Consider the following 15224-nt stretch of genomic DNA (forward strand, 5'->3'; position numbering starts at 1 on the left):
TTTAATTACTTATTCATTTTAAATATATAATATTTGCCACAGAACGTTGCCCTTCGTGGTCAAATTTCTTATTATCCGATGGGTAATTAACAACCCCGTTTTCAGTCGCATTACGTATATAAAGTGTACTACTACCGCCGCCATCTAAGTTCATGGCATCTTTTGCCCCCAACCATTTCATTACTTTACTTAATTCCGTCAGATTCATTCCATTCGCTTGATTACTTCTGCCATCGATAAGTATGAAAATTAATTTCTTCTTTTGAGTAATTCCAACTGCTGTTCTTGGGTGGCGGTTGTCATTAAAGGGGTTTGTTTTTAAATGAACATAGGTTCCAGCCTCTAATAATAATGGACCCGCAACCATAACGGATTCCGCAGAGGATTCCTCAACCGTTATTTTATTCGTCTGTTCTATTGTAATTCGATCTTTATGAATACTGAATACCGCATTCGCACGCTCATTCGGCTTAACATCTTTTGGTTTATTGATAATTTTTCCATCAACCTTAAGATAATCAACGGAACCTCCATTTTTCATGTCAAAAAAAGAGGCATTTATTGCAACTATTGCATCTTCTTCCTTAGCAAATTCTGATGTATTCTTTAAGGTCGATGGTTCAGCTGCAATATGAATGTTTTTATTATTCTTATTTAGGTCTATTTCAACCCAATTGATTTCTTGAACTGAATTGAACAGCTTGTTAAAATGTCCTTGATTCCAAACAACTCCTTTCCTAATCTCTTTCTTTGCCCATTTCGCTTTTACTATTTGAAGGGAATCCTGGTCTTGAGAATAGACCATAAATGGAAGGTACAAAAGTAAATAGGTGCTAATTTGAATTAGTCTTTTAAAGGTCATTCGAGACATATCTTTTGGTAACATGTCTCGAATTTACCCATTTAATATTAAGAAATTATTAAAGTTATGATGCTCCGTTCCATTCGCTATAAAATTGTTGCAGAAAGCTGGCCATGAATTCATGCCTTCCTTCAGCAATTTTTTTAGCGGTTTTGGTATTCATTCTATCCTTTAATAACAATAGTTTTTCATAAAAATGATTAATCGTAGGTGCGGTCGTGTTTTTGTATGCTTCCTTACTTTGGTTTTCCAGTACCGGTAAATCAGGATTATATATTTCTCTATTTTTGAATCCTCCATAGTTAAAAGCCCGCGCAATTCCGATTGCTCCGATAGCATCTAGTCTATCTGCATCTTGAACAACTTCCAATTCTTTAGAATGAAAATTAACGGTTCCTAAAGATGCTTTATAGGACATATTCAATATTATATTTTGAACATGTTCAACCACAGCTGCCTCTACTCCGATTCCGTTCAGGAATTCCCCCGCCACTCGAGGGCCAATCGTTTCATCTCCATCGTGAAATTTGCTGTCTGCGATATCATGCAATAAAGCCGTGAGTTCACAGACTAACCTATCTGCATTCTCCTCTTGCAGTATCAATTTCGTGTTGTTCCATACCCGTAAAATATGCCACCAATCATGACCCGATTCCGCGCCTTTTAACTTTTCTTCAACAAATTCAGCAGTCTTTCTAATGAAATCCTCTTCTTTATTTTTCTTTTGACCCATCGTATAGCTCATATTGCAATAATCTACAGTCAAGTTTCCCATTGAAAAATTCAAACCTTCTTGAGGCTTTGAGACCTATTTTCTTCGCTAGGTCAGGGTTCCCTGTGAAAATATAACCACGATATCCCTTACAGTTTTTCTTCATGAAATCACCAATCCTTGCATAAGTGGCCTCTAATTTACTATGAACGCCTAATCTCTCCCCATACTCCGGGTTGAACATAATAACACCATCTTCATTTGGTATCGTAGTGTCCGCAAAATCACAGGTTTCAAATTCAATTAAATGTTCAACACCTGCTGTTCGAGCGTTTAACCTCGAAATCTCAATCGCTTCTGAGGATATATCCGAGGCAATTATAGAAGGCAAGTTGGTCTTATCTGTAATATCTTTTAGTATTCTTCTTTCTTCAAAAAATACTTCTTCGTTATATCCAATAAAATGCATGAACGAATAGTTCATCCTTTGTAATCCAGGTTTACGATTTTGCGCCATCAAAGCAGCTTCGATAGCTAATGTCCCTGAACCGCACATCGGATTGACAAATGGACTTTTGCCATCCCATTGGGTCGCCATAATCGTTGCTGTAGCCAAAGCTTCCAACATGGGGGCTTTCCCAGGATGTTTTCTATAGCCATGTTTTGCCAAGGTCTCTCCTGAAGTGTCTAAAAAGATTTCTGCACGATCTTCCATCCAGTGTAAGTGGATAACTGCCCTGTTTAAATCTGGACCAGAATTCGGACGAAGGCCTTTTTTGTCTTTAATACGATCTACAATGGCGTCTTTTACCTTAACATTCGCAAATAATGGTGTAGTAATCGTTTCGTTGTGAACATTCGATGTTACTGTAAAATATCCATCGATTGGAATTAAATCCTCCCATGCGATACCTAGCAAATGTTTATATAATTCATCCGCATTATTCGCCCTAAATGATTTTAATTCATATAATACTTGACTCGCTATTCTGAGGTTTAAATTTAATTTTATACACTCATTAACAGATGCTTGTAATTCTACACCTGTATTGAATGCCCGCTTGATGTCAAATCCCAATTCGCGGACTTCCTGCTCCAAATAAGGGGACAACCTTCGGTTGCATGTAACAATAACCTTATTCTTTTTGTTGAAAACTTCTGCCATATTTGTGCAAAGTTACTTATTCTCTTAGCAAAAAATGTTTAATTTTACGGTTTAATAGATAAGTTATGGAAATAAGAGGAAAAGTACATGAGATAGGGGCAACGCAACAAGTAACCGAATCTTTCAAAAAGAGAGATTTAATCGTTGCCTATGCTGAAAACCCACAATTTGTAGAGTACATTCGTTTCGAGTCAACACAAGACCGCGTCAACATATTTGATAATTTGGCAGTAGGTGATGAAGTAGAAGTTTCTTTCAACCTACGTGGCAGACCATGGACTAATAAAGATGGAGTTACAACTTACTTTAATTCATTAGTGGCATGGAGAGTTACTAAATTGGCCAATACTGCCCAAGCTGCATCTACTCCCGGATATGCTGATATGCCTCCAGTAGATATTTCAGCAAATTCATCGGATGATGATGATTTACCGTTCTAATTAAAAATTATAAAAAAGGGCTCAACGAAGTGAGCCCTTTTTATTGCCTAATTTATCAGTTTACGATCTTTATCATATAATCCTACCAATAGACTGTTCCCCTTCTCATCGATTTTAAGACCACCATACACCGCTTTTTCATAGCGATCTCCTGTGCCCTCCTCAAAAAAATAAGACTCTGAACCTATATTCAAATTCCAATTATCTGGCCTAGTAAATTCAATCAATAATTCTCCTGAATTCAAAGGTAATCTGGTAGGCTGGTATCTTATACGATGCCCAACAGCATTTTTATCCATTCGCAAGACAACATAACCCCGCTTTGGAATACTATCTAATATAAGATTTTGACTTATTTCATAGGATAGTTGCATATAATCACCCTGCATTAAAGACCTTGGGTCAACCGGCGCAAGTTTTAATAGCACCAACTCTCCAACTTTTAATATCTGCTCTTTTTGACTTATACTGTAATTGAAATAAATCAATAAACCAATTAAATTGACCGTTATAATTATTAGACTAAGCTTTTTCATGTTGTGTCGATTTTTTAAAAATCATGAGATAAAGTATGATAAAGAATAAACCTGATGCCATCATAGAAATAGATTTATACAGCAAACTCAAATCTAGATCATAATAATATTGACCTATGAAATATATAAATCCAAGTATTCCTAATGCAAAACCAGTTTTATAGTTTACTTTAAAACTTATTAATAGTAATAATAAAGAACCAGAAATTGCTGGACTCATAGCGGTAAATCCTAAACAGACTGTTACGATTAGAAAAATAAAAATCCGCTTGCCTAATTCATCACATTTAAACCTTTTTAGTAAACAATGGATAAGCCAGATGACGATTGCGATATTAAATCCTGAACTGATCCAGTTGAAATGCCAATTTCCTTCCGATATTCTTGGGCTACTTATAAAATATAAACAAATCATATAGGAGAATACCAAGCCAGTCCTTATTGACATATACTGCTTGCCAGCTAACATGGATGATTTCATTAAACGCCCCTCTTTAAAGGTGTAATAAATGAATAATAAAACTATACAGATATAAATGGCATGAATGAGATCGAATATTTCTAAATCAAATAAGACTGCTATGGATGATCCAAAAATGATCAATACCGATAAAAAGGAAAGGATATAACTTTTGCTGAGGAACAAGGTTATTATTCCAAATAAAATAAAAATGGAATGTGTTTGAAATGCATTACCTCCAGAAGCATAAAATCCCATAGAAAACAGTCCAAATCCCAATAAATATAAACAGACGGAAATACTGTCTAAAATGACCTTGTCAAATTTTTTATTGATCCAAATGGATGTGAAAAAGAAGGTCAGGGATAGAATGTACATAGCGGCCTCAGACCGATCCAATCTCGCTAAATATAAAAACACAACAAATGCCAATGTAGCAAGAAACCCTCCAAGGATGGATAATACCTTAATGGTCATCGACTGTTGATTACGATCATGATTATATTGTTCCTCGAGTTTCTTTTGATCGATAGTAAATGATCGACCTATGTTTTCTTCGGCCCAATGTAAAACCTTGGGAAATCTGTTATTGTCCATGACTTTTCCTCCTTTGCATATTGATAAGATTCCAAATTATTAAACTCACACTTACTATAATGAAAATGCTCAATCCTAGGAAAATATAGTCTTCCTCGGATATTTTCAGGATTGCTCCTGAAAGAATGATGACTACACTCAAAGGGATTAATCCCATGTAAAAAACACTCTTTTCCCGATTAGCATACCATAAACCTAGGCCATAAAAAAGTAGCGTGGCAGCAACAATAATGATTGCATCCTGAGTCCTATCTCCCAAAATCCAATATAAATTGGAATAAATAGACCATATAGCAGCAGATAATGCTAATAGGTTTGTGAAATAGGTAGGAATATTCCCTTTACCCTTACTTTTAATCCATGCGCAGACCAACAAGATGCTGCCATTTAGAACAAATAATCCAGAGCTTAAATAAATAAAATCCCAGCTTCTGGCGACTTGATCCCAATATAAATAAATGGTAAGGTTGCAAAGTCCCAAATAAACTATCCATAACGGTGGGAAATTGCTTATAAAAACCCATAAACTTATAAAGACAGTCCAGGCTAAAAAGAAATCATATGCATTTGCCCCGGTTTGATAGATTTGGCCAAATACAGCAAACATAACACCAACCAGCAGTGTCGAACCTGTTATAATAATATCCTTATATAGCTTTTCAATTTTCAAAAACATGGCCAATAAGACCGATATAACTACTAGACCTTGGACAATGCCCAATTTTAAAAACTTATTTAGGTCTTGCCAATTGTATGCAAAGAAAAATACAATCCCTGCTGCTAGGAAACCTATACCCAAGGTTAACAAAACTATTTTTATGAATTTTTCCCATGAATCTTGTTTTGGGTATATATTTTCTTCTAGGATCGATTGTAATTCCTTTCCTGTAATATCCGTATTCTCGGAAATAGCCTGTAGGTCTCTTCTCTCTAGATCTTCCATTTTAACGTCTATTTTGTATGCATTTTTAATTTTTTAAACTTAAAAATCCCTGCAGGCCAAATTGGACTCTGCAGGGTAACCGCTAAGTTATATGTTTTCTTCCTTGAATAATTTAGCGTCACGTGTGTTTTTTTGAACAGCAATTGCTGAAAAAACACTTAAAATAAAGGACATTCCATAAAACCCTTTTTCGCTTAAAAGTAAATCTGCATTCCATAGTCCTATAATTAATAGGATGATTGATGCTAATGTAGCAAACCAGCTTAGACCATAATAGAGTTCCGTTACGGGTAGTCCTTCGGCCTTGTCTCGAACACTCTTTTGAACAGAGATTACGGCGAATAATCCAAATAATAGGATAACAAAGTAATAGCCTTTCTCATTTAATTCCATGCTTGCATTCCATAATCCAATGCAATAACCAACGATTCCTGTTAACATGGCTATCCATGAGGCCCCAACAAATGCAGCAGTTGGTTTGAAGGATTTGTTATTCTCTTCCGTTTGTTTTAATGGAGTTAATATCTCCTCAGTTTTTTTATTTAGCGGTTCCATTTTTATTTGTTTTAATGATTAATACTGATCCAAATTTCGCCAGCATTTTTTGAATACCAAATCAAATAACTGATGAAAACTGATGATATAAATTGTATTTTTAAGCATAATTTCAACTTATATTTCAATATGGATTCTTTAAAGGATTTAATAGAAGTTCTAAATGAACAGGATAAAATAGCATTTAAAGCATTCTTAAATGGAAAAAACAAAAGACAAGATGTTAAGAATATCAAATTGTTCAATTTCATAGAAACTGACGATATTAAATCAGTAAATAATCTATTCAAAACATCAAAAAATAAAGATGCCTATCATGCATTAAGAAAGAGATTGTATGATAGCCTGTTGGTTTTTATTTCCCAACGAACATTTGAAAACAGCAGTGATGAAGCTTATGATATTTTGAGGTTTTTGGTCGTAGCAAGATTTCTCCTCGAGAGAAACTTGGTGAAAATAGGTTTTAAAACCCTAGTTAAAGCCGAAAAACTTGCTGAAACTCAAGAACAGTACAGTTATCTAAATGAAATTCTCTTGCTGCGGTTGCAATTTTCCCATTTGGATGAGCATATTAATCTTACTGATTTAACGGAGAAATTCCGAATCAACCAAAATCATATGCAACGTGAAGCTAAACTCAGACTTGCTTATGCGGCCTTGAGAAGAGAACTTAATGAAATACATTTAAAGGCTAAAGTAGTCAACCTAACTGAACTCATTGAAAATACCATCAGGCATTACCATATAAACATGCTGGATTTGATGAATTATAAATCACTCTATCAAATCCTTTATATAGCAAATGAATATGCAGCAATTAATCAAAACTATGGACTGATTGAAAAATATCTCATAAAAAGTCACCAATTCATTGAAGGACAAAAAATTAATACAAAATCTCAGGTGTTTTATCATCTGCATATACTTTACTATCTGGCTAACTTTACCCTCCGTAATAGGAATTTCAGTGAAAGCCTAAACTATCTCAAGCAGTTAAACGGCTTGCTGGAGCAGAATAAACAATACTTTGAGCTTTTATTTGTTAGACAAAATCTGCTTTTCGCACTTAACTATTTTTTTAGTGGGGATGCGCAAGCTGGGATCGATTCATTGGAAAATACCTTGCAAAACCTGCCGGTCAAAAGTTCTCAAGAGGATAGGGACGACCTTATTTTAAGTAAGGCTATGTTTTTAGCTCAACTAGATGATCGTAATTCCATGAGTTATCTGGCTAGATTAACTCATTCTGATGCATGGTATGAAAAGAAACTGGGAATGTTATGGAGTATTAGAAAGAATCTAATGGAAATCCTCCTGCATGCTCAATTTGAAAATATAGAATTAGCGATGTCGAGAATGAAAAGTTTTAAACGTAGGTATAAACAATATTTAAGGAGTGTAGGCGAAGAAAGAGTGTTACATTTTTTAAACTTGGTGAAAAAATATCTTTTAAATCCTGATATTATTTTTCAACATTCCTATCAACAAACTGTTTATTCGATGTTGGATAGAGAAGAAAATAAGGACATCTTCAATCTTAGCTTTATTGCCTGGTTGGTTTCAAGATGGGAAAAACAGAAACCTTATGTGGTATCTTTAAGACTTATTCAAGAAATTAAAGAAAATTCACCGACAAAAATGACGTAATGACAGGTGTTTTTATGCCAATCACCTAATAGTCATATTCAATACTTACATTGGATTAAGAATTGCTGTATTTTTATAAAAATAATTAAATTTAAAGAATGGGATTGGTAACAAAAAAAAGTATACCGTGGAAGATTAAGCAAATGGGATGGACTGTACTTTCTATCTTGCTGTTCTTGCCTTTGCCTATTCACATCCATCCATTAGTGATGATGTCCCAGGCAAAAAAAGCTAAGGTGAGGTCTTGGATGCTGACGGCTTGGCTTTTGCTAGCGGTTGAGATTGGACTTTTTGTTTCTTTCGTAATCTTCTTTGGTGCGCTCAGTCAGGCCATGTTATTGACCTTGGGAGGTTCGGTTCTGTCTTATATTGTGGGAAATGGTTTATTATTGAATCAAGCAAGACCATACTTACAAAGGATGGAGCTTGCGGAAGTAAGAGAATTATATTGGATACCAAGTATCGGTTCACAAAAACGTATTGAAATTGCTGCTCCAACAATTGATACCCCTCAATTCTTTGTCGAAAGATTGTTGCATTGGAGGAAGGAAATTAATAACCCTAAAATCAATAAGGATATCGATAATATTTTAAGGCTTTTCCAATTGTTGGAGAAAAAAGATAAACGCGAAGCTGAAAAGTTCCTAGTCAGGCATTCAACTATCGTGAATGTCTTAATGCAATATGATGAGCTTGAAAACGCAAAACTGAATAACAGTATTACCATAGAATCCAAAAGAAAATTGGAGGATGTTATTCGCCAAGCTGCAATAGCCGTCGAACAAGAAGTAACAAATCAGTTTAAAATGGGTATGTTGGATGTATCTGCTGAAACAGATGTTTACATCCAAACCCTCAAAAGTAGAAACCTTTTAAAAGAATAATATGGCAAATTTAGATTTGACAAACCTTGATGATGATCAAAACCAGAATAAGCCCTCCGAGGTAAAAGTAAACTTCTCCGATGAGGAAAAACAACTTATTCAACAATATAAAGACAAAATTAACTTAACATCTACTACGGATATTATCCAGTTCGGTGTCGGTGCACAAAGCAACGTCAGTAATTTTTCAAATGAAATATTAAAACAGGTACGAACTAAAGATCTTGGGGGTGCGGAGGATATTCTTGTTAATCTCCGTTCTGAAATTCGTGAGTTCGATGATAAAGTCAACAAAAAACCCTTATTGCCTTTTTTTGATAATATCAAAAAGAAAATAGGAAGGATGCGTACTGAATATGCATCCGTTGAAAAAAATATTCACTCTATTGAATTAAAGCTCGAAGGTCATTATAAAAACTTAGCGAAGGATGTTAATATCTTTGATAAATTATTTGTTCAAAATCAACAGTATTTCAAAGACCTTTCTTTACATATTCAGGCTGGAGAAGAGAAGCTTCAAGAAGTTTTAACTACGACATTGCCTGCTTTGAAAGCTGAAGCCGAAGCAACTGGTGACCAACATAAGGTTCAGGAATATAAAGACATGGAACAACATGTTGTCCGCTTTGAACGTAAAGTTCACGATTTGAAGTTGACCCGAATGGTAGTATTGCAAACTGCACCTCAAATCCGAATGATTCAAAGCAATAGCAGCTCTCTAATGGAAAAGATTCAATCTAGTATTGTGAATACGTTGCCATTGTGGAAAAATCAAATGGTGTTGACATTGGGTATTGCACATGCCCAAAGTGCTTTGGAAGCTCAACGTGCAATCACTGATGCCACTAATGAGTTGCTGAAAAGAAATTCTGAAATGCTTAAAGATGCAACAATCAATGTCGCTAAGGAAACCGAACGTGGAATCATTGATATGGATACCATCAAAAAAGCGAATACGGATATCATTACAACTATTGAGGAAGTGTTAAGAATTCAACGTGAAGGACGTGAGAAACGTAAAGTTGCTGAAGGTGAACTATTGCAGGCAGAAACTGAACTTAAAAACCATATCCTAAAATCCTCAGATGATACACGTTTGATCAATTAGGTAAAAAAATAATCATTATAAAAAGAAAGCCTAGGGTTAAATACTTAGGCTTTCTTTTTATCTGATATTTCTGTTTTTATCGAATTATAATTCCCAACGTTTCTTAGGGACACAGCTAAGGTCCGCGGTTTTGCGTAAAATAATAGGCCTACTTTCAAACCTGTTTTCCAAAACCAGGCTATCCTTACTTTTGAACTTAATCAAAAATCTAGGTCCGTAAATTCCATGCTTATGGCAGCCGGAAATCTTTTGCTTCCCATTGGGTTTGGTGTAAACACCATCCACAATCATACTATCGGAGCGAACAGAATAAACAGCTTTTGCATATTCAGTCCACTTACCATTATTATAGCAGCTGTCTGCTATACTCTGAACCTTATTCCGAACCTGCATTTCTGCATAGACCGAATCACAGGTGAACTTAAATTGGTAAAGGGTGTAATTCAGCAATTGATCTTGTCCAGGAATACTATCCTGAACCCAAATCCCTTGTAAATAATCCTCGCCTTCACCTTGCATATCAGTATGTCGCTGACAACTTGCAAAAACAAAAAGCATACTTACCATGATAGATAGGTATGCTTTTAATTGAGAATATGTATTGCTCTTTTTATTCACTATTTTATTTTAAAGTTTTCAGGAAAAAGCTGTATCGATTGAATACTAAGCTTTTATAAAGATTATCAAAAAAGTCAGGTAACGATTTGGTAATGGTGCTTATTGCTTTGCTTTTCAACGTGCTTCCGTTAACTCAACATAAATATACAAATTTCTAGTTATAAAATGATGATCTGAATTCTAACTATACAGGATAATTTAGAATCACGACATTATAACTAAATTTTTATTAAATTATATTCATGATCAACAGTATAATTAGTTGAAAGGTTTAAATCTTTTAAACGATCAAAAATGTGTTCTAATATTGTATCATCGTAATCTTGTGAATAATCTAGAATGGTTGTATCCCACCAGCTATTTATTGCTTTTTCAATTATTTTAAAAGTAAATTCCAATGTTAAATCTGATAATGATATTTTCGGAATTGCAAAATGTATAATTTGATTTCTTACTCGACCAAATCTGTTAAATAGTTCGATAGGCGCTATCTTATAGCCCGTTGTAGCCCAAAGTCTATCAGGTAATTCTGAATACATGATTGTCTGACCATGTTCTATCAGATCTTCCATTTTAATGTTTCCATCTAATAGATTTGCCTCTTTAGGAATTTTATTAAATACTAATAAAGGGTGTTCCTCCACAATTTTAGATTTTATCAAAATTTCAAATCCATTTGCAACTTGCACAAGTCCCATGGCATGGGAATAAGGTTCTCCCGCCTCTGAGAATGTTGCATTGACCATACCTTTCGCAACCATAGAGAGCCCGAAATCTCTCATTTGAGAAGCAATTTTAAATTTATCTTTAATGGCTAGATGGTTGTTCTGTCCATTTAAACCGTGAAAAAAACCTAAGGTATAAGCTTCTATTGCACTTCTATGTCGACGATCTCCTTTCTGACTTTCTTCTAAATTTGATATAAAATTTTCTAGATCAAAATTCAATAGTTTTAGTGTACCGTTCTCTAACCCTTTTTCATATGCACATGAAGCACATTTATGACGTTCAAAATTACCCTGACTTATTGGTAAGTCTTTGACAATTAAATCAGTGGCAGAATGATCTTTGTTACAAGCCATAGTTATTCCTCTATTTGGTTCATTATCCAATTTATCCAACCTGATATAGTTGATGCTCGTCTAAAATACGTTGTATCAGAACCAACTTTATGTAATTTAGAATGTTTCATTACTTCTACGATTTCATTCTTACTTGGCATTTCTCCATTTTCAAGGTAAAGTTTCAAAGTTTGTTTAAATGCCGAATGAGAAATAATGACTTTCGCAAACTCTTTTTGTCGGTCAATCAAGTTAGTATTAAAAACTTGTCTGCCTTTATTTGTTAAAAAACAACCAATTTGTCCACTTAATGGATCTCTTCCTGTTTCTAAAAGTCCCAAATATTTACCTGCGTTTGAATAATAATCGGTTTGTCTTGCGTCAAAGTCATAGTTTTGAGTTATTTCTTCTTTAGTTATAAATTCTTTTTGTTTAAGAAGTTCGCAAAGATTAATTACTCTTTCAAAGTTGTCAGCTTGAGGAAAAGGTATTTCAGGTTCTTTGACTGTTTTAGTTTTGTCTAAAACTTCTTGGATAGTTTCAATATTGAATGCGCCATCTTGAACTGCATATTTTTTGTGTTTAACCAAAACAAGCGAATTGTAATGGTTCACATTACCGAAAGCATATTCTCGTAAATGAAAAATACCGTTTGTATAGGTTAGAAATATGGGGCGTACTTGTTTTTGTATTTTACCACTCCAAAGTTTATAAGGGTAATAAAGTTGACGAACTAGAAAATCATCCGAAATATAATTTTTAGCTTCAATTAGACTCAAAGAACTATCTCCCTCATACCCTCCATCGATTTCTACTTGTGAATTTCCAACATTTACTTTAAATAACCCCTTCGATGAATTAATGTCGAATCCAAAAGAAGATGAACTCATTCGTCCACTAACTGTCGGTAATAGATTTCCTTCTTCTGTAAAATCATGAAGTATTTTTGAAACAAAAGCACAATTTATCGCTGTTGCTTCACTAGTTATATCTCTATAATCTAAACTTTCTAAAAATGTTGGAAATTCAATTGGGGTAACTTCGATATCGTCTGTATTAAAATCACAAAACGTTTCAAAAGATCCTATTATGTAACCTCCCCTGGAAGTGGGTAGAATAGATAGATTATTATCAGCGAAAAGCCTTGGAAGCTGAGATTTATGGTCAAATTTTGTCATTAATCGTGCCTCTCTAAACTCGTTTATATGAGTTGATGAAATTATAGCATGACCATCTTCCAAAACCCTATTTGTAATTTTGTACTTTTCAAATATTTTTTCCCAAGCTATATCATTTTTAGATTTGCTACTCATAATTTCGTATTAAAACTTCGTCTACTTCACCTCGATCTGCTCCGTTTGAATTAATTGCTCGATTAGCCTTTACAGTAGTAATATTATAATCATTATACTGGTCAATTATTAAAGGTGCAGAAGAATTAGAAAGTAAAAATTTAATACCTTTTGCATTTAATTGATCACAAGTTTCTCTCAATCGAATTTGATCCAACGCTCCCCAACCACCTTGAACATATCCAGTAAAATTTGAACTCTCTGAAATTGGGTGATAAGGCGGATCTAAATAAACGAAAGAACCTTCATTAAGCGTCCCCAAAGTTTCAGCATAATCTCCACTTTTTAAAATTATATTATTTGAATTAAGGTATTTGCTTACAGCTTTTAATGTCGGCTCATTTACAATATTAGGATTTTTATATCTCCCAAATGGAGCATTAAATTCACCTGCATTATTAACCCTATAAAGCCCATTAAAACAAGTTTTATTTAAAAAAATAACACGTGAAGCCCTTTGAATAGATGTTAAATTGTTGAATTCTTCAGTTCTATCTAAACCTCGTATTTGATAGAAATACTCTGCATTATTTTCATGTTTTTTTAAATCCTCAATTAATTCAGCAAGATTATTCCTAATAACTTCATATACATTAATTAACTCTTTATTAAAGTCATTAATTACTGCGTTTTTTGGTTGTAAATGAAAAAGTACTGCACCTCCTCCGATAAAAGGCTCAACATATTCTAAATCTTTGATATTTTTAGGCAATAAATCCACAATTGAAGACATAATTTGCCTTTTACCTCCAACCCACTTTAGGAAAGGTGCTACTAATTTATTGCTTTTTGCCATTTTAAGTCTGTTCTATTGCTATATCTTTCGAGTGCTAAAATAGCAATTTTTGATCAGGTAAATTAGTTTTTTCTTGTTGTTTTTATAGAATAATTATTAAGGTAGTATTGTAAAAAAAGTTAGTTATGACATTTATTTTTGCTTCTGGCTTTTATGCCTTTTGAAATACATGTATGAAAAAAAACATTTACTAAAAATTATAATTAATCATTAGACAATTTTTATCTTTTTGGGCGTAGATATGGCTTCTTCTTCATTCGATTAGCAAACTGTTCTTCCTCGTAATCCTCACCCTGTGCATCGGGTAATAAGCTGAGCAATCCTAAATCGGAATTAGACGAATGCTCATTTGAAAGAAATTCAAAAAGGTCTTTTTTCGGTACATTTTCTATTTCATTTGCTTTAGAAACAGGAATATTCTGTGTCTTCAATTCGGGTTTGTTTCCATTGTTCCACCAATCGTTGAATACATTTGCCGACAGATTTCTATCTAACTGCGAAGCGTTCCAAACACTTCGGCTTTGGTGATCGATAAAGGTCACTCCGTAAATTCGTCCTTCATTATTACGTCTTACAACCGTATTAATTCCTTGTTCAGTCAATTGCTTCTTAAATTCCCTTTCGTTGCTTGTAGTATGTTTGGCAAGTTCCACAATATTTTTCAGAACAGACTTTGTAGGGTTAGTTTTCATTTTCTCGTTTGACTGTTCAAAGTGTTTTTGCAGTTGTGTTACTCCTGCATCTTTTCCGAATAGCGATGCTTTGAACGAATTGCTAGCCTTGTTGCCGTTTTTATCCAATGCGAAATACACCAATCCGTTTACGGTCTGTCCGTTCCGTTCACCTTTGACTTCCTCCGCCGTGATGTTGAAAAGAGAAAGTAATGCATTGTAGCTACCCATAGTTGAAAAGCTATAATACTTTGGGAGATGCCTTACTACCGAAGCAATCTGACTTTTGGTGTCGCCATTTTTATGATTTACAGGCTTGAAAACTTTATTGGCTTGTTTCTGCTCTTGTTCAGTAGCTTTCTGCAGATTATATTTCTGTTCTAAATCCCGACAGATTGCCATGGAGCGTGGATGGTCGTAGTCATCGGGGATTTTCTTTCCGTCAATACCTACGCAGGTCGAAACGATATGGATATGTGTACGGTCAATGTCCGTATGTTTGAAAACAATATAGGGCTGATTGCCGTAGCCCATACGCTCCATATATTCCTGAGCCATTTCGGTAAACTGCTCATCGTTGACCTTATCCGCAGGATCTGGGTTCAACGATATATGCCGTACCTTCTTTTCCGTTTTGATGTTTGCCGATAAATATGGCTCAAAGCATTTATTAAAATAGGCTACGGAATACTTACCGTCCACCGTATCGGGTATCTTGTTCAGCAACAGAACCGCTCCATTTTCTTTATCTACTTTTTGTTGATTGTACAAAATCGCTCCGTACATATTGCTTCCCTTTCCGATTTTTGCAATCATA

At 34.4% G+C, this 15224-nt stretch carries 16 protein-coding genes; 4 read left to right on the forward strand and 12 right to left on the reverse strand.

Features of this window, described 5'->3' with window-relative positions; genetic code table 11:
• Positions 1–13 precede the first annotated feature (13 nt).
• From E0Y80_RS02790 to E0Y80_RS02800, 3 genes are read right to left on the reverse strand one after another with little or no spacing between them, the layout of a single operon-like run.
• Complete coding sequence (locus E0Y80_RS02790; RefSeq protein WP_156305880.1) at positions 14–886, reverse strand: phosphodiester glycosidase family protein; 873 nt, start codon at positions 884–886, stop codon at positions 14–16.
• A 40-nt stretch (positions 887–926) separates the two neighbouring features.
• Entirely contained in the window at positions 927–1607 is a 681-nt protein-coding gene (locus tag E0Y80_RS02795) for an HD domain-containing protein (protein ID WP_231595894.1), read from the reverse strand.
• A complete protein-coding gene (locus E0Y80_RS02800; protein ID WP_156305881.1) occupies positions 1576–2739 on the reverse strand; it encodes a THUMP domain-containing class I SAM-dependent RNA methyltransferase in 1164 nt (387 codons plus the stop codon). Before E0Y80_RS02800 ends, E0Y80_RS02795 begins: the two co-directional genes overlap by 32 nt.
• A gap of 65 nt (positions 2740–2804) precedes the next feature.
• On the opposite strand from E0Y80_RS02800, the gene E0Y80_RS02805 reads away from it, so the two are divergent.
• Complete coding sequence (locus tag E0Y80_RS02805) at positions 2805–3179, forward strand: DUF3127 domain-containing protein (protein ID WP_156305882.1); 375 nt, start codon at positions 2805–2807, stop codon at positions 3177–3179.
• A 47-nt stretch (positions 3180–3226) separates the two neighbouring features.
• Here E0Y80_RS02805 and E0Y80_RS02810 read toward each other — a convergent pair whose 3' ends face one another.
• From E0Y80_RS02810 to yiaA, 4 genes are all read right to left on the reverse strand, one after another.
• Positions 3227–3715, reverse strand: a complete 489-nt coding sequence (locus tag E0Y80_RS02810) for a GDYXXLXY domain-containing protein (RefSeq protein WP_156305883.1) — start codon at positions 3713–3715, stop codon at positions 3227–3229.
• Positions 3702–4772: a DUF4401 domain-containing protein gene (locus tag E0Y80_RS02815; RefSeq protein ID WP_156305884.1), complete on the reverse strand. Its 1071-nt coding sequence runs from the start codon at positions 4770–4772 to the stop codon at positions 3702–3704. The genes E0Y80_RS02810 and E0Y80_RS02815 overlap by 14 nt, the downstream gene beginning before the upstream one ends.
• Entirely contained in the window at positions 4762–5715 is a 954-nt protein-coding gene (locus E0Y80_RS02820; protein ID WP_156305885.1) for a DUF2157 domain-containing protein, read from the reverse strand. Before E0Y80_RS02820 ends, E0Y80_RS02815 begins: the two co-directional genes overlap by 11 nt.
• Before the next feature lie 87 nt (positions 5716–5802).
• Complete coding sequence (yiaA, locus tag E0Y80_RS02825) at positions 5803–6270, reverse strand: inner membrane protein YiaA (protein ID WP_156305886.1); 468 nt, start codon at positions 6268–6270, stop codon at positions 5803–5805.
• A 129-nt stretch (positions 6271–6399) separates the two neighbouring features.
• Between yiaA and E0Y80_RS02830 the strand changes: the two genes are divergently transcribed.
• The 3 genes from E0Y80_RS02830 (at position 6400) to E0Y80_RS02840 (ending at position 9909) form a co-directional block, all read left to right on the forward strand.
• Positions 6400–7917 carry a hypothetical protein gene (locus E0Y80_RS02830; protein WP_156305887.1) on the forward strand — a complete coding sequence of 506 codons (1518 nt, stop codon included), beginning with the start codon at positions 6400–6402 and terminating at the stop codon, positions 7915–7917.
• Between the two features lie 98 nt (positions 7918–8015).
• On the forward strand, positions 8016–8801 hold the full coding sequence (locus E0Y80_RS02835; RefSeq protein ID WP_156305888.1) for a hypothetical protein: 786 nt from the start codon (positions 8016–8018) through the stop codon (positions 8799–8801).
• A gap of 1 nt (position 8802) precedes the next feature.
• Positions 8803–9909 (forward strand): toxic anion resistance protein, encoded by a 1107-nt coding sequence (locus E0Y80_RS02840; RefSeq protein ID WP_156305889.1) that lies wholly within the window; start codon positions 8803–8805, stop codon positions 9907–9909.
• 84 nt (positions 9910–9993) lie between these two features.
• Here E0Y80_RS02840 and E0Y80_RS02845 read toward each other — a convergent pair whose 3' ends face one another.
• The 5 genes from E0Y80_RS02845 to mobB all read right to left on the reverse strand — a co-directional run bounded on the left by E0Y80_RS02845 (position 9994) and on the right by mobB (position 15223).
• Positions 9994–10527, reverse strand: coding sequence for a fumarate hydratase (locus tag E0Y80_RS02845; protein WP_231595895.1), 534 nt, complete (start codon positions 10525–10527; stop codon positions 9994–9996).
• Between the two features lie 218 nt (positions 10528–10745).
• Positions 10746–11648, reverse strand: a complete 903-nt coding sequence (locus E0Y80_RS02850; protein ID WP_156305890.1) for a hypothetical protein — start codon at positions 11646–11648, stop codon at positions 10746–10748.
• Complete coding sequence (locus E0Y80_RS02855) at positions 11612–12901, reverse strand: type II restriction enzyme (RefSeq protein WP_156305891.1); 1290 nt, start codon at positions 12899–12901, stop codon at positions 11612–11614. The genes E0Y80_RS02850 and E0Y80_RS02855 overlap by 37 nt, the downstream gene beginning before the upstream one ends.
• Positions 12894–13736: a DNA adenine methylase gene (locus tag E0Y80_RS02860; protein ID WP_156305892.1), complete on the reverse strand. Its 843-nt coding sequence runs from the start codon at positions 13734–13736 to the stop codon at positions 12894–12896. Before E0Y80_RS02860 ends, E0Y80_RS02855 begins: the two co-directional genes overlap by 8 nt.
• A 221-nt stretch (positions 13737–13957) precedes the next feature.
• The gene (mobB, locus tag E0Y80_RS02865; RefSeq protein WP_156305893.1) at positions 13958–15223 is read right to left on the reverse strand and encodes a conjugal transfer protein MobB; all 1266 of its coding nucleotides are present in this window, start codon (positions 15221–15223) and stop codon (positions 13958–13960) included.
• Position 15224: the final 1 nt, after the last annotated feature.

The sequence above is a fragment of the Sphingobacterium endophyticum genome, assembly GCF_009733535.1.
Classification (GTDB): Bacteria; Bacteroidota; Bacteroidia; order Sphingobacteriales; family Sphingobacteriaceae; genus Sphingobacterium; species Sphingobacterium endophyticum.

Excerpts from the sequence above, each read along its gene's own strand:
- E0Y80_RS02790 (WP_156305880.1), bottom strand. The coding sequence starts at position 886 with ATGTTACCAAAAGATATGTCTCGAATGACCTTTAAAAGACTAATTCAA.
- E0Y80_RS02795 (WP_231595894.1), bottom strand. The coding sequence starts at position 1,607 with ATGAGCTATACGATGGGTCAAAAGAAAAATAAAGAAGAGGATTTCATT.
- E0Y80_RS02800 (WP_156305881.1), bottom strand. The coding sequence starts at position 2,739 with ATGGCAGAAGTTTTCAACAAAAAGAATAAGGTTATTGTTACATGCAAC.
- E0Y80_RS02805 (WP_156305882.1), top strand. The coding sequence starts at position 2,805 with ATGGAAATAAGAGGAAAAGTACATGAGATAGGGGCAACGCAACAAGTA.
- E0Y80_RS02810 (WP_156305883.1), bottom strand. The coding sequence starts at position 3,715 with ATGAAAAAGCTTAGTCTAATAATTATAACGGTCAATTTAATTGGTTTA.
- E0Y80_RS02815 (WP_156305884.1), bottom strand. The coding sequence starts at position 4,772 with ATGGACAATAACAGATTTCCCAAGGTTTTACATTGGGCCGAAGAAAAC.
- E0Y80_RS02820 (WP_156305885.1), bottom strand. The coding sequence starts at position 5,715 with ATGGAAGATCTAGAGAGAAGAGACCTACAGGCTATTTCCGAGAATACG.
- yiaA (WP_156305886.1), bottom strand. The coding sequence starts at position 6,270 with ATGGAACCGCTAAATAAAAAAACTGAGGAGATATTAACTCCATTAAAA.
- E0Y80_RS02830 (WP_156305887.1), top strand. The coding sequence starts at position 6,400 with ATGGATTCTTTAAAGGATTTAATAGAAGTTCTAAATGAACAGGATAAA.
- E0Y80_RS02835 (WP_156305888.1), top strand. The coding sequence starts at position 8,016 with ATGGGATTGGTAACAAAAAAAAGTATACCGTGGAAGATTAAGCAAATG.
- E0Y80_RS02840 (WP_156305889.1), top strand. The coding sequence starts at position 8,803 with ATGGCAAATTTAGATTTGACAAACCTTGATGATGATCAAAACCAGAAT.
- E0Y80_RS02855 (WP_156305891.1), bottom strand. The coding sequence starts at position 12,901 with ATGAGTAGCAAATCTAAAAATGATATAGCTTGGGAAAAAATATTTGAA.
- E0Y80_RS02860 (WP_156305892.1), bottom strand. The coding sequence starts at position 13,736 with ATGGCAAAAAGCAATAAATTAGTAGCACCTTTCCTAAAGTGGGTTGGA.
- mobB (WP_156305893.1), bottom strand. The coding sequence starts at position 15,223 with ATGATTGCAAAAATCGGAAAGGGAAGCAATATGTACGGAGCGATTTTG.